General features: G+C 65.1%; 18 protein-coding genes and 1 pseudogene. 15 read left to right on the forward strand and 4 right to left on the reverse strand.

The window, feature by feature from the left end:
• Positions 1-17: 17 nt before the first annotated feature.
• The 15 genes from JMY24_RS24680 to JMY24_RS24750 all read left to right on the forward strand — a co-directional run bounded on the left by JMY24_RS24680 (position 18) and on the right by JMY24_RS24750 (position 15,157).
• Positions 18-1,064: a Gfo/Idh/MocA family protein gene (locus JMY24_RS24680; RefSeq protein WP_201703085.1), complete on the forward strand. Its 1,047-nt coding sequence runs from the start codon at positions 18-20 to the stop codon at positions 1,062-1,064.
• Positions 1,061-1,885 (forward strand): shikimate dehydrogenase family protein, encoded by an 825-nt coding sequence (locus JMY24_RS24685; protein ID WP_201703086.1) that lies wholly within the window; start codon positions 1,061-1,063, stop codon positions 1,883-1,885. Before JMY24_RS24680 ends, JMY24_RS24685 begins: the two co-directional genes overlap by 4 nt.
• A 74-nt stretch (positions 1,886-1,959) precedes the next feature.
• Entirely contained in the window at positions 1,960-2,988 is a 1,029-nt protein-coding gene (locus JMY24_RS24690) for a LacI family DNA-binding transcriptional regulator (protein WP_128587334.1), read from the forward strand.
• A gap of 185 nt (positions 2,989-3,173) precedes the next feature.
• The gene (locus tag JMY24_RS24695; RefSeq protein WP_128596709.1) at positions 3,174-4,160 is read left to right on the forward strand and encodes a TRAP transporter substrate-binding protein; all 987 of its coding nucleotides are present in this window, start codon (positions 3,174-3,176) and stop codon (positions 4,158-4,160) included.
• Between the two features lie 85 nt (positions 4,161-4,245).
• Complete coding sequence (locus tag JMY24_RS24700) at positions 4,246-4,749, forward strand: TRAP transporter small permease (RefSeq protein WP_236597496.1); 504 nt, start codon at positions 4,246-4,248, stop codon at positions 4,747-4,749.
• Entirely contained in the window at positions 4,746-6,011 is a 1,266-nt protein-coding gene (locus tag JMY24_RS24705; RefSeq protein WP_128587338.1) for a TRAP transporter large permease, read from the forward strand. Before JMY24_RS24700 ends, JMY24_RS24705 begins: the two co-directional genes overlap by 4 nt.
• Complete coding sequence (locus JMY24_RS24710; protein ID WP_201703087.1) at positions 5,987-6,781, forward strand: 3-ketoacyl-ACP reductase; 795 nt, start codon at positions 5,987-5,989, stop codon at positions 6,779-6,781. The genes JMY24_RS24705 and JMY24_RS24710 overlap by 25 nt, the downstream gene beginning before the upstream one ends.
• 44 nt (positions 6,782-6,825) lie before the next feature.
• Positions 6,826-7,992, forward strand: coding sequence for a dihydrodipicolinate synthase family protein (locus JMY24_RS24715; protein WP_128596254.1), 1,167 nt, complete (start codon positions 6,826-6,828; stop codon positions 7,990-7,992).
• A 43-nt stretch (positions 7,993-8,035) separates the two neighbouring features.
• Positions 8,036-8,761: an enoyl-CoA hydratase/isomerase family protein gene (locus JMY24_RS24720; protein ID WP_236597497.1), complete on the forward strand. Its 726-nt coding sequence runs from the start codon at positions 8,036-8,038 to the stop codon at positions 8,759-8,761.
• Positions 8,762-8,773: 12 nt separating this feature from the next.
• Positions 8,774-9,592 carry an aldo/keto reductase gene (locus JMY24_RS24725; RefSeq protein ID WP_128596256.1) on the forward strand — a complete coding sequence of 273 codons (819 nt, stop codon included), beginning with the start codon at positions 8,774-8,776 and terminating at the stop codon, positions 9,590-9,592.
• A gap of 13 nt (positions 9,593-9,605) precedes the next feature.
• Positions 9,606-10,070, forward strand: coding sequence for a MaoC family dehydratase (locus tag JMY24_RS24730; RefSeq protein ID WP_128596257.1), 465 nt, complete (start codon positions 9,606-9,608; stop codon positions 10,068-10,070).
• A 1-nt stretch (position 10,071) separates the two neighbouring features.
• Positions 10,072-11,595: an acyl CoA:acetate/3-ketoacid CoA transferase gene (locus JMY24_RS24735; protein WP_128596258.1), complete on the forward strand. Its 1,524-nt coding sequence runs from the start codon at positions 10,072-10,074 to the stop codon at positions 11,593-11,595.
• 19 nt (positions 11,596-11,614) lie between these two features.
• A complete protein-coding gene (locus JMY24_RS24740; RefSeq protein WP_128596259.1) occupies positions 11,615-12,775 on the forward strand; it encodes an acyl-CoA dehydrogenase family protein in 1,161 nt (386 codons plus the stop codon).
• Between the two features lie 14 nt (positions 12,776-12,789).
• The gene (locus JMY24_RS24745; protein ID WP_201703090.1) at positions 12,790-14,385 is read left to right on the forward strand and encodes an acyl CoA:acetate/3-ketoacid CoA transferase; all 1,596 of its coding nucleotides are present in this window, start codon (positions 12,790-12,792) and stop codon (positions 14,383-14,385) included.
• Positions 14,378-15,157, forward strand: coding sequence for an enoyl-CoA hydratase/isomerase family protein (locus JMY24_RS24750; protein WP_201703092.1), 780 nt, complete (start codon positions 14,378-14,380; stop codon positions 15,155-15,157). The genes JMY24_RS24745 and JMY24_RS24750 overlap by 8 nt, the downstream gene beginning before the upstream one ends.
• Positions 15,158-15,170: 13 nt before the next feature.
• Here the strand turns inward: JMY24_RS24750 and JMY24_RS24755 are convergent, their stop codons facing one another.
• The 4 genes and pseudogenes from JMY24_RS24755 to JMY24_RS39620 form a co-directional block, all read right to left on the reverse strand.
• Positions 15,171-16,016: a sugar phosphate isomerase/epimerase family protein gene (locus JMY24_RS24755; RefSeq protein ID WP_201703094.1), complete on the reverse strand. Its 846-nt coding sequence runs from the start codon at positions 16,014-16,016 to the stop codon at positions 15,171-15,173.
• Positions 16,017-16,024: 8 nt separating this feature from the next.
• Positions 16,025-16,792, reverse strand: coding sequence for a 3-ketoacyl-ACP reductase (locus JMY24_RS24760; protein WP_128596706.1), 768 nt, complete (start codon positions 16,790-16,792; stop codon positions 16,025-16,027).
• Between the two features lie 2 nt (positions 16,793-16,794).
• Positions 16,795-17,928, reverse strand: a complete 1,134-nt coding sequence (locus JMY24_RS24765) for an acyl-CoA dehydrogenase family protein (protein ID WP_193425271.1) — start codon at positions 17,926-17,928, stop codon at positions 16,795-16,797.
• Between the two features lie 428 nt (positions 17,929-18,356).
• Positions 18,357-19,287 (reverse strand): annotated as a pseudogene (locus JMY24_RS39620) (tyrosine-type recombinase/integrase).
• Between the last annotated feature and the right edge of the window lie 37 nt (positions 19,288-19,324).

The following is a 19,324-nucleotide window of genomic DNA, read 5'->3' on the forward strand; positions in this document are numbered from 1 at the left end:
TCCAACGGAGACGACAAATGAACGAGACTGGCTTCAATATCGCCGTCGTAGGCGCGGGCATGGCATCCGCGCCGCATCTGGCGAGCCTTCTGGCATTGCAGGATCGCGCGACCGTACGCCATGTCGTCGCGCGTTCGGAGGAGCGCGCAGGCGCGTTCGCGCGTCAGTTGCCGCACGCGCGCGTGACGCTCGATCTCGACACCGCCCTCGCCGACGAACACGTCGATGGCGTACTGCTGCTGACGCCGCCGAACACGCATCTGGAGCTCGGCGCCAGGATTGCGGCGGCCGGCAAGCATCTGCTGGTCGAGAAGCCGATCGATGTCACCACGTCCCGCGCGCGCGAACTGGTCGCGCTATGCGAAGCACGCGGCATCGTCGCGGCGGCGGTGCTGCAACATCGCACGCGCGACGCATCGCGCAAGCTGCGTGAACTGCTCGACGCAGGCGCGCTCGGCGAGATTCACAGCGCGAGCATCGCCGTGCCGTGGTGGCGTCCGCAGTCGTATTACGACGAAGCGGGACGCGGCACGCTGGCCCGCGACGGCGGCGGCGTGCTGATGACGCAAGCCATTCACACGCTCGATCTTTTCCTGTGGCTGGTCGGCCTTCCGGACGAAGTCTTCTCCTACGCGATCACCAGCCGTGCGCACCGCATGGAATGCGAAGACACCGTGGCGGGCGTCATGAAGTATCGAAACGGCTGCATCGCGTCCCTGCACGCAAGCACGGCCATCTTTCCCGGCTTCCCCGAACGCATTGAAATCGGCGGCAGCAAAGGAAGCGCCACGCTCGCCGGCGGCAGGCTCATCGTGCAGTACATGGACGGCGCCGTGCTCGAAGAAGGCGAAACGGCTTCCCTCGGTTCCGGCGCGAACCCGATGGCTTTCTCGCATCACGGGCATCAGGCCGTCATCGCCAATTTCATCGACGCTGCCGCCCACGGAGCCGATCCGGTCGCCTCGCTGCGCAGCGCGCTCAACGTCCACCTGCTGATCGATGCGCTAATCGCGTCGTCGGCCAATCATCGACCCATGCCCGTCAACCCAGGCTCATCATCATGACTTCCGCATTGAATGCCGCCGTCGCCGGAGACACGCGCCTTTTCGCCATCGTCGGCGATCCGATCGCGCAGGCCCGCTCGCCGCTCGTCTTCAACGAGATTTTCCAGCGCATGGGCGTGAATGCCGTGCTCGTGCCGATGCAAATTCCGGCCGCGTCGCTCGCGACGGCCATCGCCGGGCTGAAGACGATCAGCAATCTCGATGGCATCGTCGTCACGGTGCCGCACAAGATCTCGATGACCGGCCTCGTCGACCGGCTACTGCCGATCGCGCAGAAAGTGGGTGCGATCAACTGCATGCGCCGCACGGAAACAGGCGAATGGGTCGGAGAGATGTACGACGGCGAAGGCTTCACACGCGGGCTGCGCAAACAGGGCTACGAGCCGCGCGGCATGTCGGTGTTTCAGGCGGGCACGGGCGGAGCCGGCAAGGCGCTGGCGCATGCGCTCGCGAGCGCGGGCGTGAAATCGCTGCAATTGATCGACGTGGATCGCGCAAAGCAGGACGCGCTGATCGCGGAACTGGCGCAGGCCTATCCGGCGCTGACCGTCTCGGCCGGAAACGCAACACCCGAAGATGTGGATCTGGTCGTCAACGCGACGCCCTGCGGCATGGCGGCGGGCGATCCGCTGCCGTTCGACATCGCCCGGCTCGACCGCCGCGTACTGGTAGCCGACATCATCATGAAGCCGGAACGGACTCGACTGCTGCATCAGGCCGAAGAACGGGGCCATCGCATTCATCTCGGCCGGCACCTGCTGGAGAATCAGGCGGAAATCGTCGCCGGGTTTTTCGGCTTGAAGCGCGCTGAGCACGCGTAAGCATGCCCGACCGGAAACGGGTCCTTACGGCCGATTCGGATACACTCCGGGCATACGACTCATCGACCGTTCCAATGTCCCGAGGCAAACCAGGTTCTCCCGTCACACTGCTGGATATCGCCAACGACCTCGGCCTGTCCAGAGCAACGGTCTCGCTCGTGCTGCGCAACAGCCCGCGCATTTCCGAAGCCACGCGCGAGCGCGTGCTGGAAGCGTTCAAGCGCAAGGGCTACGTCTACAACCGCCACGCGGCGGGCATGCGCAGCAATCAGACGAACACCGTGGGCGTCGTCGTCAACGATCTCGCCAATCCCTACTTCACGATGCTGGTCCGCTCCATCGAGGCCAGCCTGAGCACGCAGGGATTCATGACGCTGCTCGGTAATACCGACGAATCGCTCGAACGGCAAAGCCGCTTTCTGGACACCGTGCGGCAGCACAACATCGACGGCCTCATAGTCTGTCCGACCGAATCGACCACGGCCGCCCAGATGCGCCAGGTGCTGGCGTGGGGCATTCCGTGCGTCTTCGCTTCGCGCTACGTCGCCGGGCTTCAGACCGATTACGTCGGCGCGGACAATCGCCGCGGCATGGCGCTCGCAACCTCGCATCTGATTTCGCTTGGGCATAAACGCATCGCGATGATCGGCGGCGTCATGCGCGCCTCCACCGGCAGCGACCGCGCCGAGGGCTATCGCGACGCGCTGCGCGACGCGAAGATCAAGCTCGACGAACGGCTGCTCGTGCCGTCGCCGCTGACGCGTCACGACGGCAAGCGCATCATCACCGAACTGCTCGCGCTTAAAAATCCGCCTACAGCGGTGGTGTGCGGCAACGACATCGTCGCGTTTGGCGTGATGCTCGGCCTGCGCGCACACGGCATCGAACCGGGCGCCGACTTCGGCGTCGTGGGCTTCGACGACGTACCCGAAGCCGAACTCTGGGAGCCGCCGCTCACCACGGTCCAGGTCTTGCAGGACGACATCGGCCGCGCCGCCGCCGATCTGCTGCTCAAGCGCATGACGGAGCCGTCGCGCACGCCTACGCGCATTGTCTCCGAGCCGGTTCTCGTCATCCGCGGAACCTGCGGCGCTCGCAAATAAGCGTTCGCGTCCCGAACGGGCGCCGTTCGGGTTTCCCTTAGAAAAATCCGCTTGCACCGTATCCGCACAACTTTTAACCTGTAGTAGATCGATCTAACACACTCTCGCAGTCGTGCGCAGCAGTGTCTTCGGTGCCGCCTTCGTCGCAGTTCAATATGGATATCAGAACCATAGGAATCCGATATATGCGTGACTACCTTCTCTCTCGCCGCAAACTGTTGATGCTCACGGCGGCGTCCGCGGCCGCGGGCTGCCTGCCGCGCTTTGCCAGTGCGGACAACCAGACGATCCGCATCGGCGATGTCGTCGACCGCCGCAATCCGGAAGTCATCACCGAGAATCTGATGGCCAAGCGTCTGAAGGAAACGACCGGCTTCGACGCGCGCGTGTTTCCGGACGGCGTGCTCGGTTCGCACACGCGCATGAACGAGCAGTTGCGCAACGGCACGCTCGAAGTCACGGTCACGAACGTGGCCGATCTCGAAGGCTACGACAAGCGTCTCGGCCTGTTCGCGATGCCGTTCGCGTTCCCCGACCGCAAATCGCTCTTCGCGGCGCAGGACGGCGCGCTCGGCAAGGCCTACGCGGGCATTCTCGACAGTCTCGGTTTCGTGCTGCTCGGCTGGTTCGACTCCGGCCTGCGCAGCGTCTACAACCGCACGCGCCCGATCAACGAACCCGGCGATCTGAAAGGCCTGAAGATCCGCACGCAAGGCAACCAGATCATGATCGCGACGTTCAACCAGCTCGGCGCGCAGGCCACGCCGCTCGACACGACGCAGATCTATTCCGCGCTGCAGCAGGGTGTCGTCGATGGCGCCGAAAACTCGGTCACATTCTTCGTGCAGCAGCACCACAGCGAAGTGGCGAAGTACTACTCGTACACGAACCACTTCTTCTCGATCGATCCGATGCTCGCCAGCAAGAAGTGGTTTGATTCGCTCGACCCGAAGAAGCAGGACGCCGTAAAGGAAGCCGCCGCGCAGGCGCAGCAGCACGAGCGCGACCTGTGGCTGGCTTCGGATGCGAAATATCTCGCCGAAGCCAGGAAGAACGGCGTCGCGTTCAACGACGCGAACCTTCCCGCATTCCAGGCAGCGGTCAAACCGATCTACACGAAGTACCGCGCGAACTTCGCCGAACTGGGCAGCTACCTGCCCGCCCTCGGATAACTCCAGCCAGAGGTTCCCCGACATGAAACCCGATTCACGTTCGCGCGTTTCCCGGGACAGCATCAACAACACTGCGGCGTTGTGCGTGCTCGCAAGCGTCGAAGACATGCTGATAGCGGTCCTGGTTTTCGCAGTCTTCTGCGTCGTGCTGGCGGGCATCCTGTCCCGCTTCGTCTTCCACGTCTCGCTGTCGTGGAACATCGAGGTCAGCGTCACGCTGATGATCTGGATGACCTTCATCGGCATCGCGGTCGGCGTGCGCGACAAGGTGCATGTCGCCTTCGAACTTTTCGAAGACAAGCTGAGGGGCCGCTGGCTCGTGCTCGCCTCCTTCGTCCAGATGCTTCTGATGGGCTTCCTGCTGGTCTCACTCGCCTGGGGCGGCTGGCAATTCATGCAGCTCGGGCTCAATCAGATGACGCCGAGCGGCATCCCGCAGTGGATTTCGTTCGCCGCGATCCCGGCCGGCAGCGCGCTGGGTCTGCTGCACCTGCTGGCGCACGCATGGGACCTGGCCGTCAATGTCGATCTGGATACCGGGGCGCAGCACGGCCACGGCCACGGTCCTACCGAGACGAGGGCGCAATGATTCTTACCGTCGGACTACTCGCGCTGTTCGTCGTCGCCGGCGCGCCGATCATCGCGTCGCTGGGCGCGGTCGGCACCATCGACGGCCTGATGCAAGGCCTGCCGCTCACCAACATCGCCCAGGCGATGTATCACGGCGTCGATTCGTTCACGCTGCTCGCCGTGCCGCTGTTCATCCTCGCTGGCGAGATTCTCTTTCACTCGGGCTCGGCGGCCCGCCTCGTCAACTTCATGAACCTGGTGGTGGGCCGCGTGCCGGGCGGGCTGGGCGTCTCCGCCGTCGCCTCGACGATGGTTTTCTCCGGCCTGAGCGGTTCGGTCAACGCCGATGCCGCCGCGATCAGCTCCGCCATGCTGCCGTCGATGGAAAAAGCCGGCTATCGCAAGGAATGGTCGTCCGCGATCATCGCGGCGGCGGCCGGGACCGGCATTCTGATTCCGCCGTCGATCACGATCATCGTGCTGGCGACCGTCGCGAACATGTCGGTGACGAAGCTGTTTCTCGCGGCGACGCTGCCCGCGATTCTGGTCGGCGTCACGAAGATGGGCATCATCATGTACCGCGCGCGCTCGGAGCCGCCGGTGGCGCCGGTGCATTTCAGCGTGCCGGAGCTCGGCCGCGCGTTCTTGCTCGCGATTCCCGCGCTGGGCGCGCCGATCATCATCCTCGGCGGCATCTTCATGGGCTTCTTCACGGCGACCGAATCGGCGGCGGCGGCGGTGGCCTACGTGACGATCATCACGGTTGTGCAGCGCTCGATTCCGTCTCGCGCGTGGCTCGGGATTCTGATCAAGGCCGGCCGCACGAGCGCGATCGTGCTGTCGCTGGTCGGCGTCGCGCAGATCCTCGGCTACATGCTCGCGTACAACTCGGTGGGCGAGCAGGTGGCCGAGTTCGCGTCGCATCTGACCGGCAACAAGATCGTTTTCACAGTGTTCATCGTGGTGGTGTTCTGGCTGCTGGGCGCCCTGCTCGACGGCATCCCCGCGCTCATCCTGCTGATTCCACTGTTTCTGCCGATCGCGCAGGACGCAGGCTTCAGCGACATCCACTTCGCGATTCTCGCCATCGCCATCGTCGGCATCTCGCTCGTCACGCCGCCGATCGGCACGGCCTGTTTCATCGTCACCGGCGTCGCCAACATCAAAATGGTGAATCTGGTGCGGCCCATGCTGCCATTCATGGCCGTCATGTTCGTGACCATCCTGCTACTGGCTTTCGTGCCGGCGTTCTCCGAATGGCTACCTCATCTCCTGTATTGACGCCGCGCCGCGAACGGCCGCTGGCGCTCGTCACGGGCGCGCGCCGGGGCATCGGCGCAAGCATCGCGGCCGAGCTGGCGCAGCGCGGCTTCGACCTCGCATTGATCGACATCGACGACGACGGCGCGAACGAAACACTTGCGGCCGTCGAATCGCACGGCGCCCGCGCGCGCTTCTACCAGCACGATCTGGCCGATAGCGCCGCCCATCGTGCGCTGGTCGAACGGATCGTTTCGGGCTGCGGGCCAATCGCCTGTCTGGTCAACAACGCGGGCGTGTCCGCCGATCAGCGCGGCGATCTGCTGGAACTCGGCGAGCAGTCCTACGACCGGGTCGTCGATATCAACATGCGCGGCACGTTCTTTCTCACGCAGGCGGTGGCGCGCCACATGGCCGCGAGCGCGACCGCCGACGCGCGCAGCATCGTCACGGTGTCGTCGGTCAGCGCCGAACTGGCATCGACGGAGCGCGGCGAGTATTGCATGTCGAAGGCCGGGCTGGGCATGCTCACCAAGCTGTTCGCGCTGCGCCTCGCTCCGCTTTCCATCGGCGTGTTCGAAGTGCGGCCCGGCATCATCCGCACGCCGATGACGGAAGGCGTCGCGGCGCGCTACGACGAACGCATCGCCGACGGCATCGTGCCGATGCGGCGCTGGGGCGTGCCGCAGGACGTCGCTTCGGCCGTGGCGGCGCTGGCCTCGGGACAGATGGCGTTCGCCACGGGCAGCGTGCTCAACATCGACGGCGCGCTGTCCATTCCGCGCCTCTGAGTCTCCCCGCACTCTCACGTTCAAACCAATCCAATCATCGCGACATGCATACCATCCAACTGCCGACGCCTGCGGGCGCGCTGGAACGCTACACGCTCACGGGCATCCCGCTTCAGGACATCCGCCCCGCCGCTCCCTTTAATCGCATGGCGCTGTCGGCCGCGCACGTCGTCGCCGATCCGTTCGCGGACGTCGATTCGTCCAGTGGCGGCAAGATCGACTGGGACAAGACGCTCGACTATCGCCGCTATCTGGCCGGCCTCGGCCTGGGCATCGCCGAGGCGATGGACACCGCGCAGCGCGGCATGGGCCTGAGCTGGCAAGAATCGCTGCAACTGATCCGCCGCACGCGCGCCGAGCTCGCCGACAGCCGCGTGCCCATCTTCAACGGCTGCGGCACGGATCATCTCGATCCCGCCTCGGTCGATTCGCTCGACGCCGTCGTAGATGCCTATCTCCAACAGGTCGATGCGATCCAGACCGCGGGCGGCCGTCTGATTCTGATGGCCAGCCGGGCGCTCGCGCGCGTGGCCCGTTCGCCCGACGACTATGTTTCGGTGTATCGCCGCGTGCTCGCGCAAGTGGATCAGCCGGTCATCCTGCACTGGCTGGGCGACATGTTCGATCCCGCACTCGCCCGCTACTGGGGCACCGACGATCTGGGGGCCGCGCGCGACGTGGCTTTGCAGGTCATCACGGAGTCCGCGGCCAAGGTGGACGGAATCAAGGTCTCGCTGCTCGACAAGCAACGCGAGATCGACATGCGCCGTCTCCTGCCGGCCGGAGTGAAGATGTACACCGGCGACGACTTCAACTATCCCGAGCTGATTGCCGGCGACGAGCAAGGCTATTCGCACGCGCTGCTCGGCATTTTCGACGGCATCGCGCCTGCCGCTTCCGCCGCCCTCAGCGAACTGGCGGCGGGACGGCGCGAGCGCTTCCTCGAGATTCTCGCGCCAACCGTGCCGCTGTCGCGTCACATCTTCCGCGCGCCGACCCGCTTCTACAAGACTGGCATCGTGTTCCTCGCCTTCCTGAACGGGCATCAATCGCACATGACGATGCTTGCCGGACATCAGGCGATGCGTCCGCTGCCGTATTTCGTCGATCTGTTCAGGCTCGCCGATGCGGCGGGTTTGCTGCGGCAGCCCGAACTCGCGATCGCGCGCATGAAGACGTTCCTCGCCTGCTACGGCGTAGTGCAGGACTGAGGAGACATTGATGGGACAGATTCTTTCGCGCCGCGACGACGCCGTGCTCACGCTGGAGCTCAGTAATCCAGGCAAGGCCAACGCGCTCGACTTCGCGATGCTGGCCGCGCTCGACGAGTACATCGCGCAAATCGATCACGACGACACCCTCCGCGCGGTCGTGCTGCGCGGCACCGCGGGCGGCGTCTTCTCTTCCGGCGCCGATATCCGCGAATGGTCGGCGCTGGACCCGAAAGCATTCGCGACCGAATGGATCGGCGAAGGCAACGCGGTGTTCCGGCGCTTCGAGCGGCTGCGCTGCCCGACCGTGGCCGTCATCGAAGGACTGTGCTTCGGCGGCGGCCTGGAGCTCGCGCTGTGCTGCGATCTGCGGCTGGCGGGTACCGGCGCGCGGTTGCGTTTTCCGGAAGTCGCCATCGGCGCGATTCCCGGCTGGGAGGGCGGCGACCGCTTGCAGCGCATCGCGGGCCGCGGGCGCGCGCTCGAAGCGGTGCTGCTCTCCCGCGAAATAGACCCGTCGACGGCGTTGCAGTGGGGCATCGTCAATGCCGTGTGCGCGCCGCAGGACATCGAAGCGCAATTGCAGGAATGGACCGCGCGCCTGTGCGCAATATCGCCGCGCGCCGCTGCGCTCGCCAAATCCCTGATCGTCGATGAGAACAAGGATCCGCACGCCGCCTATCCCGCGGCCGCGCTCGCGGTCCGCACCAGTCCCGACGCGGAGCTCGGCATCCGCGCCTTTTTCGCGAAGACGGCCGCCGACTTCTGACTCCACAACGCCATGAACATACTTTTCCAACGCACCCATCAACGCGCTTTCGGCACCTGGCCGCTGAACGGCCAGCAACTGAAGGACGCGCTGCGCGACGCGGTCGAGACCGGCTATCGCGCGATCGACACCGCGCAGCTCTACGACAACGAAATCGGCGTCGGCTCCGCGCTGCGCGCGATCGGCATTCCGCGCGACGAGTTGTGCATCATCACCAAGATCGCGCCCGCCAACGATTCCGCCGAACGTTTCATGCCGTCGCTGCGCGAAAGCCTCGACAAGCTGAAGATCGATCAGGTCGACGTGCTGCTGCTGCACTGGCCGCCCGCGCACGGCGATGTCGCGCCTTCGGTGCGCCGCCTCGAAGAAGCGGCGCGCGCGGGCCTGACGCGCCATATCGGCATCAGCAACTTCAACGCCGCGATGATGCGCGCCGCGAAAGCCGCGACGGCGCTGCCGCTCGTCACCAATCAGGTCGAGTTTCATCCGCTCCTGAACCAGCGCGTGCTGCTGGAGACCGCCATCGAAACGGGCATTCCGCTTTCGTCCTACTGCTCGGTCGCGCGCGGCGAGATCTTCAAATATCCGCTCTTCGACGAGATCGGCGCGCGCTACGGCAAGTCGGCCGCGCAGGTGGCGCTGCGCTGGATCGTCCAGAAAGGCGTCACGATCAACACCATGTCGACGCAGCGCCGGAACATCGAGGCCAACTTCGACGTGATGGACTTCACGCTGTCCAGCATCGACATGCATCGCATCGACGCGCTGAACGCAACGGATTACCGCATCGTCAATCGCGAACGGGTTCCGCACGCGCCCGCGTTCGACTGATAAGGACAAGCTCATGAGCCATCCCCTGCTCTTCGACCAGATCGAACCCGGCCTCGCCTTCACGACGTCGGGCATCGTCGTCACCGAGAGCCACGTCGTGCAGTTCGCCGGCATCTCAGGCGACTTCTTCGATGTCCACATGGACGACGAATTCGCGCGCGGCGTCGGCTTTCCCGGCCGCGTCGCGCATGGTCTCTTGTGCCTCGCGATGGTCGACGGCCTCAAGAACCGCGCAACGATGCTCTTCGCCGCGATCGCGACGCTGGAGTGGACGTATCGCTTTCACAAGCCGGTGCTGATCGGCGACAGGATACAGGGCCGCATCCGCGTGCTGGACAAGCGCGCCACGCGCCGCTCCGATCGCGGCATCGTGCGTTTGCAGGTCGAAGTGCACAACCAGGACGGCGTGCTGATCCAGGACGGCATCAACGTGCTGATGGTCCGCGCGGGTGCACGCACGGGCAACGAGGAAAAATGAGATGAAGTGTGCAAACCTGACTGATGCGGACTTCATGGCGGCGGCGATCTTCGATGGCGCGACCGTCGTGCTGAGCGGCTCGGGTGGCGGACTGGTCGAAGCCGATCACATCACCGAGGCCATCGAGCGGCGCTTTCTGGCGACGGGTCATCCGCGCGATCTCACGCTGATCCACGCGCTCGGGATCGGCGACGGCGTGAAGAGCGGCATCAGCCGTTTCGCGCACGAAGGCATGGTAAAGCGCGTCATCGGCGGTCACTGGACCTGGTCCAAGCCGATGCAGAAGCTCGCGCGCGAGGAACGCATCGAGGCTTACACCCTCCCCGCCGGCGTGATCCAGACGCTGATCCGCGAAGCCGGCGCGGGCCGTCACGGTCTCGTCACGCACATCGGCCTCGATACCTTCGCCGATCCGCGCCACGGCGGCGGCCGCGTCAACGCCCGTGCGCGAGAGGATCTCGTCGAAGTCGTCACGCTGGGCGGCAAGGAACTGCTCTGGTACAAGCCCTTCGCGATCGACTTCGCGATCGTGCGCGGCACCACGGCGGATATGCAGGGCAACCTGACATCGCGTGAAGAACCCGCAGATATCGACGCGTTCGCCGCCGCGCTCGCCGCGCACAACAGCGGCGGCCGCGTGTTCGCGCAGGTGCGCGACGTCTCAGCCACGCCGATCACGCCGGCGCGCGCGGTCACCGTGCCGGGCGTGCTCGTCGACGATATCTGCGTGTACGCCGATCAGAAGCAGACCACTGCCGCGGGCTACGACCCGACCATCAGCGGCGAGCTGCCCGCACCCGAGACGCGCACGCAGCCGCCGCTGCCCACGGGCATCCGCTACATCATCGCGAAGCGCGCCGCGCAGGAGCTGGAGCCCGGCGCGTGCGTCAACTTCGGCTATGGCGTGCCCGACGGCATTCCGGCCGTCGCGCACGAAGAAGGGGTGGACATTAGCTGGACCGTGATCGAACAGGGATCGCACAACGGCGAACTGCTAGGCGGCGACCTGTTCGGCGCCACGCGCCACGCGAGCGCGATCCTCAAATCCAACGACCAGTTCGATTTATTCAGCGGCGGCGGCATCGATATCGCCTTTCTTGGCATGGGCGAGCTGGACGCGCAAGGCAACGTCAACGTCTCGTGGCTCGGCGAGAACATCGTCGGCCCCGGCGGTTTCGTCGATATCACGCAGCGCACGCGCAAGGTCGTCTTCTGCGGCACCTTCGAGGCGAAAGGGCTGGAAGTCGAGCTGGAAGACGGCGAAGTGCGCATCCGGCGTTACGGCGCGGTGCCGAAGCTGGTTAAGCAAGTGCGCCATATCACGTTCAGCGGCAAGCGCGCCCGCGCGGACGGCCAGCACGTGATCTATGTGACCGAACGCGCCGTCTTCGAACTGACGGCCGACGGCTTGCAACTGATCGAGTTGGCGCCGGGCGTGGATCTCGTGCGCGACGTGCTCGAACGCATGCCCTTCGAAGTCGCGCTGCATCCGTCGCTGCGTGTCGCTGCGACCAGCGCCGGCTAAACGCAAATCGGAGAGATCGATGGACTTCACGCTCAGCGACACGCAGAAGATGATGATCGAGACGGCGCGCCGCTTCGTGCGCACCGAGTTGCAGCCGCTCGAACAACAAGTGGAAGACGAAGGCGCCCTCGCGCCCGAGATCGCGCGCGGCTTGCAGATGCGCGCCCGGGCGCTGGGCCTGTATGCGGTGAACATGCCCGCCGAACTCGGCGGCGGCGGATTGAGCACGGTCGACTCGATGTTGTGCGAGGAGCAGTTCGGCCACAGCTCCGACATTCTGGTGCGGCGCGCCTTCGGCAACGTCTACGACGCGCTCCTGGCGTGCGAGGGCGAGCAGATCGAACGCTGGCTCAAACCCGCGATTGCCGGCGAGCGTACCTGCGGCCTTGCGATCACCGAAACCGGCGCGGGCTCGGACGCTCAGGGCATCAAGACTACGGCGCGCAAAACCGGGCGTGGCTGGATGCTGAACGGCAGCAAGCACTTCATCAGCGATGCGCAATGGAGCGACTTCTTCCTGGTCTCGGCCCGCACCGGCGAGAAAGAAATCTCGCTGTTCGCGGTCGACAAGAACCTGCCCGGCTTCGAGCTCGGCCGCGACCAGCAGATGATGGGCCTGCGCGGCACGCCCCACCACGAGCTCTTTTTCTACGACGTTCCGCTGGACCCGATGACCCTGATCGGGCGCCAGGGCGAAGGATTCAAACTGGCGATGAACATGCTGGGCCGCGTGCGCCTCGCGCTGATCGGCGCGCGCGGCATCGGCAAGGCTGCGCATGTGCTCGAAATGATGATCGGGTACGCGGGCGAGCGGCGCCAGTTCGGCACGCGCATCGGCGATTTCCAGATGATCCAGCAGGTCATCGCGGACAGCGTGATGGAGATCAACGCGGCGCGGCTGATGCTGCTCAACGCCGCCAGCATGATGGACGCCGGACAGGACGCGCGCGACTGGATTTCGATGGTCAAGGTGCAGGCCTCCGAGACGCTCGGCCGCGTGGTCGACCGCGCGGTCCAGGTCTTCGGCGGCATGGGCTTCTGCAAGGAACTGGCCATCGAACGCTATTACCGCGATGCCCGCGTCTATCGCATCTTCGACGGCACGTCCGAGATCCATCGCGGCATCATCGCGCGCAATGCGATGAAACGCGGCGCGGCGCTGTTCGACCTTCATCGCTAAAACGGGAATCCTTCATGAGCAAAGTCATCACGGCGGACGCGGCGGCGCGACTGGTGCGTAGCGGCGATGTCGTCAGCATCAGTTCCTCAAGCGCGCTCGGCTGCCCCGACAAGATTCTCGCGGCCATCGGCGAGCGCTTCGAGCGCGAGGGACAGCCGCGCGATCTCACCACGCTGAACCCGATCGCCGCCGGCGACATGTACGGCGTCAAGGGCATCGACCATCTCGCCCGGCCGGGCCTGCTCGCGCGCACGCTGGCGGGCTCGTATCCGAGCGGCCCGTCGTCGCTGCCGATGCCCAACGTCTGGCGCATGATCGTCGATAACGAAATCGAGGCCTACAACATTCCGAGCGGCATCCTGTTCGACATGCACCGCGACGCCGCCGCGAAGCGTCCCGGCGTGCTGACCAAGGTCGGCATGGGCACGTTCGTCGATCCCGACTTCCAGGGTTGCGCGATGAACGCCGCCGCCGCCGCGCGGCCGGTCGTGCGCAAGGTGTCCTTCGACGGCGATCACTGGCTCTACTTCCCTGCGATCGCGCCACGCGTGGCAATCATCCGCGCGACCACCGCGGACGAAGCGGGCAACCTCGCCTACGAACACGAAGGCGCGCTGCTGGGCGGCATCGATCAGGCACTGGCCGCGCGCAACAACGGCGGCATCGTGATCGCGCAGGTCAAGCGCGTGGTAAAAGCCGGCACGCTGCGGCCGCACGACGTGCGCGTGCCGTGCAATCTGGTCGATTACGTCGTCGTCGATCCGGACCAGTGGCAGACCACGCAGACGCCTTACGATCCGTCTATCAGCGGCGAAATCACGCTGCCGATGGATGCGTTCGCGCCGACGGCTTGGGGACCGGAGAAGGTCATCGCCCGACGCGCCGCGATGGAACTCGCGCATGGCTGCGCGGCCAATCTGGGCTTCGGCATTTCCGCCAACGTGCCGCGCATCCTGCTGGAGGAAGGCCTGCACGGCGAAGTGACGTGGGCCATCGAACAGGGCGCGGTCGGCGGCATGCCGCTGCTCGGCTTCGCGTTCGGCTGCGCATCGAACGCGGATGCGATAGTCGCGTCGCCGAATCAGTTCACCTATTTTCAGGGCGGCGGCTTCGACGTCGCGCTGCTGTCCTTCCTGCAAGTCGATGCCGACGGCAGCGTGAACGTCTCGCGGCTCGCATCGAAACCGTATCTGACAGCGGGCTGCGGCGGTTTCGTCGATATCACCGCGCACGCGCGCCGAATCGTGTTCTCGGGCTTTTTCACCGCCGGCGCGCAGCTGGAAGTCGGCGGCGGCAGGCTCCGCATCGTGAAGGAAGGCCGCACGCGCAAGTTCGTCCGGACGGCCGAACAGATCACGTTCAGCGGGCGCGTGGGGCGCGAGCGCGGCCAGCGCGTGACGTATGTCACCGAGCGCTGCGTCGTCGATCTGCTCGACGACGGCCTGACGGTGCGCGAGATCGCGCCCGGCGTCGATTTGCAGCGCGACATTCTCGATCAGGCAGAGGTCGCGCTGAAGGTCGCACCGGATCTGCGTCAGATGGATGCGGCGCTTTTCATCGACGCGCCCTTCGGACTCCGCCTCAAACCCCGCGAAAATCGCCATGACTGATCGCTTCGTGTCCATCGTCCGCGATGCAGCCGTCGCCACCGTCACGGTGGACCGGCCATCCAAACTCAACGCGCTGACGCCCTGCATGCTGGACCAACTCGAAGACGCAGCCCGCGAACTCGAGGCCGACAATGAAACGCGCGTCGTCATCCTGACGGGCGGCGGCACGAAGGCATTCTGCGTCGGCGCCGACATCAACGAATGGGCCGCGCTCAAGCCGCTCGACATGTGGCGCCATTGGGTGCGCCGGGGCCATCAGGTCTTCGACCAGTGGGCGCGGCTGCGCCAGCCTGTGATCGCGGCGATCAACGGTCATGCCTTCGGAGGCGGGCTGGAACTGGCGATCACCGCCGACGTACGCATTGCGTCCGAAGCGGCCGCTTTCGCGTTGCCGGAAGCGTCGATCGGGACCTGTCCCGGCTGGTCCGGCACGCAGCGGCTCGTGCGGATGATCGGCGCGAGCCAGGCGAAATATCTGGCCCTGAGCGGCGAGCGCGTGACGGCCGCCGATGCACAGGCGTGCGGCCTCGTGCATGAAGTCGTGCCGCACGCGAGCGTGCTGGAACGCGCGCATCGGCTGGCGCTGGCGATGGCGTCGCGCGCGCCGATATCGCTGCAACTGACCAAGCAGCTGATCAACGCGGCGAGCGGCGAGGAAACCGGCTCGACACTGGAAGCGATGGCGGGCGCGCTCGCGGCCAGCACCGAGGACGCGGCCGAAGGCATCCGCAGCTTTCAGGACAAGCGAGCGCCGATCTACGTTGGACGTTGAGAGGTAGCGTAAATCAGCAGCACTCGAACAGGCGCTCGCGGCAGATGCGCAAGGTTTCATCGGCGGGGCGCGCCCACCAGTCGAGCTTCGAGAAAATCTCCACTTCGACGGGGCCGTCATAGCCGGTGGCTTCTACCGCCGTGCGCAGTCGCTTGAGATCGATGACGCCATCGCCCATCATCCCGCGATCCTGCAACGGGTCGCGGGTTTCGACGAGCCAGTCGCACACGTGCAGCGCGAGGATGCGTTCGGCCGCGCGGGTGATGGCCGGCATCAGCGCCGGATCCCACCAGACGTGGTAAGCATCGATGGCCACGCCGAAATGCCCCTCGCGCGACGGGTCGAGCCGGTCGCACCAGTCCAGCGCCTGATCGAGCGTGTTGAGCAAGCTGCGATCGGCGGCGTAGACCGGATGCAGCGGTTCGAGCGCGATGCGCACGCCGGTCTCTTTCATCGTCGGTCGTAAGGCGGCGAGGCCATCGAGAATCTGCTCGCGCGCATCGTCGATGTCGCGCGAACCGGGCGGCAATCCGCCGACGACCGCGACCAGCACCGGCGCACCAAGCACGGCGGCGGTCTCCAGCGCTCGACGGTTGGAATCGATCGCGGCGCGGCGGCCGGCGGCGTCGTTCGCCGCGAAATAGGCCGTGCGGCAATACGCATTGACCTTCAGGCCCGCCGCGCGGATCGCGCTGGCGGCGGCCTGCGGCCTGTTCTCGTCGATTTCCTGACGCCACGGCGTGATCCAGCCGAAACCCTGGTCGGCGATGCGGCCGGCCGTCACCTCAATCGGCTCGCGATAGCCGAGCGTGCCCGTGTTGATGCAGCAGAGATCGCCGCGTCCGTTCAAGTCGCGCATGGTGTTCCTCAAAAGCGTTGGATCATCAGGCCGCCGTCGACGCGCACTTCCTGCGCCACGGTATAGGGCAAGAGGCCCGCCGCCATCGTGCGGATCACGCGCGCCACGTCTTCCGGCTGGCCCCAGCGCGGCGTCGCTGTCATGCCTTCGCCGATGAGCTTGTCGTACTTGGCCTTCGACGGCGCCGTCATCTCGGTCAGGATTAGCCCCGGCTGCACCTCGAATACGCCGATATCGTGAGGAGCGAGGCGCAGCGCGAACAGGCGCGCCGCCATCGACAGTGCGCTCTTCGACATGCAGTATTCGCCGCGCTCGATGGTGGCGACCACCGCGTTCGACGACGTCACGAAAATGATGCTGCGCGCACCCTCGCCCGCCGGCTTCTGCGCCACCATCCGCCGGGCCACGGCCTGCGTCAGAAAGAAGGTGCCGCGCGTGTTGATGTCGAGGCAGCGGTCGTAGCTTTGCGCGCTCACGTCGAGCAGATCGCCGCGGCTGAGCACCGAAACGCCGGCATTGTTGACGAGACAGTCGACGCCGCCGAAGCGTTCGACGATCGCGTTCAGGACGCTCGCGTGTTGATCGATATCGCCGATATCGAGATCGAAGCTGACGCAGACGCGGCCCAGCGCCTCGACTTCGGCTGTGAGCGTATCAAGCCGCTCTTCATCGTCGAGCGCGATGGCGGCGATGTCGAAGCCTTCGGCGGCAAGCGCCAGCGCGGCGGAACGCCCGATCCCGCGCGACGCGCCCGTTACCACGGCAGTTCTTGTCATGTTCATGTCTTCAGCAGTTGGCGCGCGATGATGACCCGCTGGATCTGATTCGTGCCTTCGTAGATCTGCGTGATCTTGGCGTCGCGGTACAGGCGTTCAACTTCGTAGCCACGGATATAGCCGCTGCCGCCGAAGATCTGGATCGCATTGCTGGTGTGCTGGACGGCCGCATCGCCTGCGAAGCACTTGGCCATCGACGCCGCGGCGGTCGCCTCGATGCCCGCGTCCAGCTTCGACGCGGCGGAGCGCACGAGCAGCCGTGCGGCTTCGGTGTCCTTGGCCATGTCGGCCAGCATGAACTGGATCGCCTGAAACTCGGCGATCGCCTGGCCGAACTGCTTGCGCATCCTGGCCTGTTCGACGCTCGCTTCCAGCGCAGCCTGCATGATGCCCACAGCGAGCGCCCCGATGCCGACGCGCCCTTTCTCGAGCACGCTCATCATCATGTGAAAGCCGCGGCCTTCCGTGCCGAGCAGCGCGTCCGCCGGCAGTTTCACGTCGTCGAAATGCAGTTCGCCGACCTGCGACGCGCGCTGGCCCAGCTTGTGTTCCTTGGCCCCGCGAGACACGCCCCGGGACGCGCAATCGACGATGAAGATGCTCATTCCGCGCCTGCCCGCGGCGGGATCGGTGCGCGCCAGCACGAGCGCCACGTCGGCGACCGGTGCATTGTGTATCCATAGCTTCGAGCCGCTGAGCGACCAGCCGTCGCCATCGCGCACGGCAGTCGTCTTCACGCCGGATACGTCGCTTCCCGCGCCCGCCTCAGTGATGCAATACGCGCCCTTTAACTCGGCGCGCACGAGCGGCCCGATCCAGCGGTCGATCTGCGCCGGCGTGCCGTGCTTGCTCAGCAAGGTGCCGAGCAACTCGACGAGACCGCACTGGTCGGCGACGGACGAATAGCCGCGGCTGATCTCCTCCATCACGATCGAATATGCGAGGCAATCCAGCCCCGCGCCGCCCATGGATTCCGGCACCGTGATGCCAAACAGCCCGGTCTCGCCCATCTGCCGATAGATGTCGGCCGGAAAGCTCTCGTCGCGGTCGAGCGCCTCGGCCTGCGGCCGGATGACCTCGTTGGAAAAGCGGCGAGCCATGTCGGCCACTTGCTGGTGCTCGGTGGACAGAATCAACTCGTCTCCTCCATGGCGGCAGCGTTTCAAAGCCGCGATACGGTTATGGCAACGCCGGCGCATCAGCCTCGATGGATCGCCGACCCGGTCACGAAACTTTAAGCTAGTTAGATCGATCTAGCAAGTGTCCGTCAACGGCGTTACGATTGGGGGGAAAGGCTATCATCGGGCCCTAGGGCTCGCGCTGTTCACCGCGTTTCCAGAGCGATCGTCAGCCCATACCCGTCGATAGGCGTTCGTGAAAATTGTTCGATCGAAATCCCACGAGAGACGCAACGGTGATACAGCGGCGGTGGGAAAGCATCCACCTGAGTTTCGATCCGTTGCGGTGCCCACCGCGATGTCGCATGCTTACTCGCAAGTCATACTATCGCCTAACCACCGCCATGCGATTTTGCCCTGCGTCGAATACCGGCATAGAGATCGTGTTACTTCCTTAGAGGATATGTCGCCGCAATCTCTTCCAAGCGATGTGACAGTTTCGTGAGCCACTCGCGCCGCTCTCTATCGTAGGTATGCCGGTTATAGATACCGATGACTCCAGGCTGGACATGACCGAGGACTGCCTCGGCGATTTCGTTCGGACAACCGATCGTTGCAAGCAGTGTGCGGGGGGTGCGTCGAAACTCGTAAGCGGACCAATGCGCCACAGGTAATCGCGGGCGATCATGGTTCGGTGCAATCTTGCAGTACGGCTGATGATAGTAGACGCCGTGCTGGACCACGGTCTGGTCCGTCGTCTTCCCACGCGACGAAGGAAAGAGAACCGTCCCCTTGGCCTGATCGAGCCGTCGCCGCACAATTACTTCGGCGCGGCCCACTAGCGGCACACGGAAGGCACCTCCAAGCTCCATGCGAAGGCGAGTTGCGAGCACTGGAGTCGATCGATATGATTCGAGCAGATCGAAAGCCTCGGCGCGCGTGATGGTAGTCGCAGGCTTATCCGCGATAGGCCCCAACATCACCTTAAATACACGTGCGAGCTCGACTGCACTTTTGGTCTTCCGGTTGACTTCTACGTGCCCCTGCAGATAGTGGCGACACAGCTGTCTGACGTGTAGTTGTCCGGTGATGGACGAGTAGCCCCTGCTTCCGTCATTCGACGCAGTGCGCCAAAAGCTCAGCGCCCGAGTCCTGCTCGACGCGGCTCTTCTCCCACGCAGCGATGGCTCCAGCAAACGACATTGCTGGTCATTCATCTAGCTTCACTTGCCGCATGCGGCTATCGACCGGTGACTTGTAGCGATACGTCCACGATTTCCGGCTCGTAGACGCTTGCAAGCGCAGTCCAGGAAATCCATCGGAGGTCATGTGATCGCCGCTCGGCAAACTGGCTGCGGCACGTGCATCGAAGCGCATTCTTCCCTCGGCGTAGATTGTTCTGAGGGAGAATATC

Origin of the sequence: Paraburkholderia kirstenboschensis (assembly GCF_904848585.1) — a bacterium.
In the GTDB taxonomy this organism is placed as follows: Bacteria; Pseudomonadota; Gammaproteobacteria; order Burkholderiales; family Burkholderiaceae; genus Paraburkholderia; species Paraburkholderia kirstenboschensis.

Bases quoted from the DNA above. Each gene is read 5' to 3' on its own strand.
- JMY24_RS24695 (WP_128596709.1), top strand. From the start codon at position 3,174: ATGCGTGACTACCTTCTCTCTCGCCGCAAACTGTTGATGCTCACGGCG.
- JMY24_RS24690 (WP_128587334.1), top strand. From the start codon at position 1,960: ATGTCCCGAGGCAAACCAGGTTCTCCCGTCACACTGCTGGATATCGCC.
- JMY24_RS24755 (WP_201703094.1), bottom strand. From the start codon at position 16,016: ATGCGCGACTTGAACGGACGCGGCGATCTCTGCTGCATCAACACGGGC.
- JMY24_RS24740 (WP_128596259.1), top strand. From the start codon at position 11,615: ATGGACTTCACGCTCAGCGACACGCAGAAGATGATGATCGAGACGGCG.
- JMY24_RS24745 (WP_201703090.1), top strand. From the start codon at position 12,790: ATGAGCAAAGTCATCACGGCGGACGCGGCGGCGCGACTGGTGCGTAGC.
- JMY24_RS24750 (WP_201703092.1), top strand. From the start codon at position 14,378: ATGACTGATCGCTTCGTGTCCATCGTCCGCGATGCAGCCGTCGCCACC.
- JMY24_RS24715 (WP_128596254.1), top strand. From the start codon at position 6,826: ATGCATACCATCCAACTGCCGACGCCTGCGGGCGCGCTGGAACGCTAC.
- JMY24_RS24710 (WP_201703087.1), top strand. From the start codon at position 5,987: ATGGCTACCTCATCTCCTGTATTGACGCCGCGCCGCGAACGGCCGCTG.
- JMY24_RS24685 (WP_201703086.1), top strand. From the start codon at position 1,061: ATGACTTCCGCATTGAATGCCGCCGTCGCCGGAGACACGCGCCTTTTC.
- JMY24_RS24730 (WP_128596257.1), top strand. From the start codon at position 9,606: ATGAGCCATCCCCTGCTCTTCGACCAGATCGAACCCGGCCTCGCCTTC.
- JMY24_RS24725 (WP_128596256.1), top strand. From the start codon at position 8,774: ATGAACATACTTTTCCAACGCACCCATCAACGCGCTTTCGGCACCTGG.
- JMY24_RS24680 (WP_201703085.1), top strand. From the start codon at position 18: ATGAACGAGACTGGCTTCAATATCGCCGTCGTAGGCGCGGGCATGGCA.
- JMY24_RS24760 (WP_128596706.1), bottom strand. From the start codon at position 16,792: ATGACAAGAACTGCCGTGGTAACGGGCGCGTCGCGCGGGATCGGGCGT.
- JMY24_RS24705 (WP_128587338.1), top strand. From the start codon at position 4,746: ATGATTCTTACCGTCGGACTACTCGCGCTGTTCGTCGTCGCCGGCGCG.
- JMY24_RS24735 (WP_128596258.1), top strand. From the start codon at position 10,072: ATGAAGTGTGCAAACCTGACTGATGCGGACTTCATGGCGGCGGCGATC.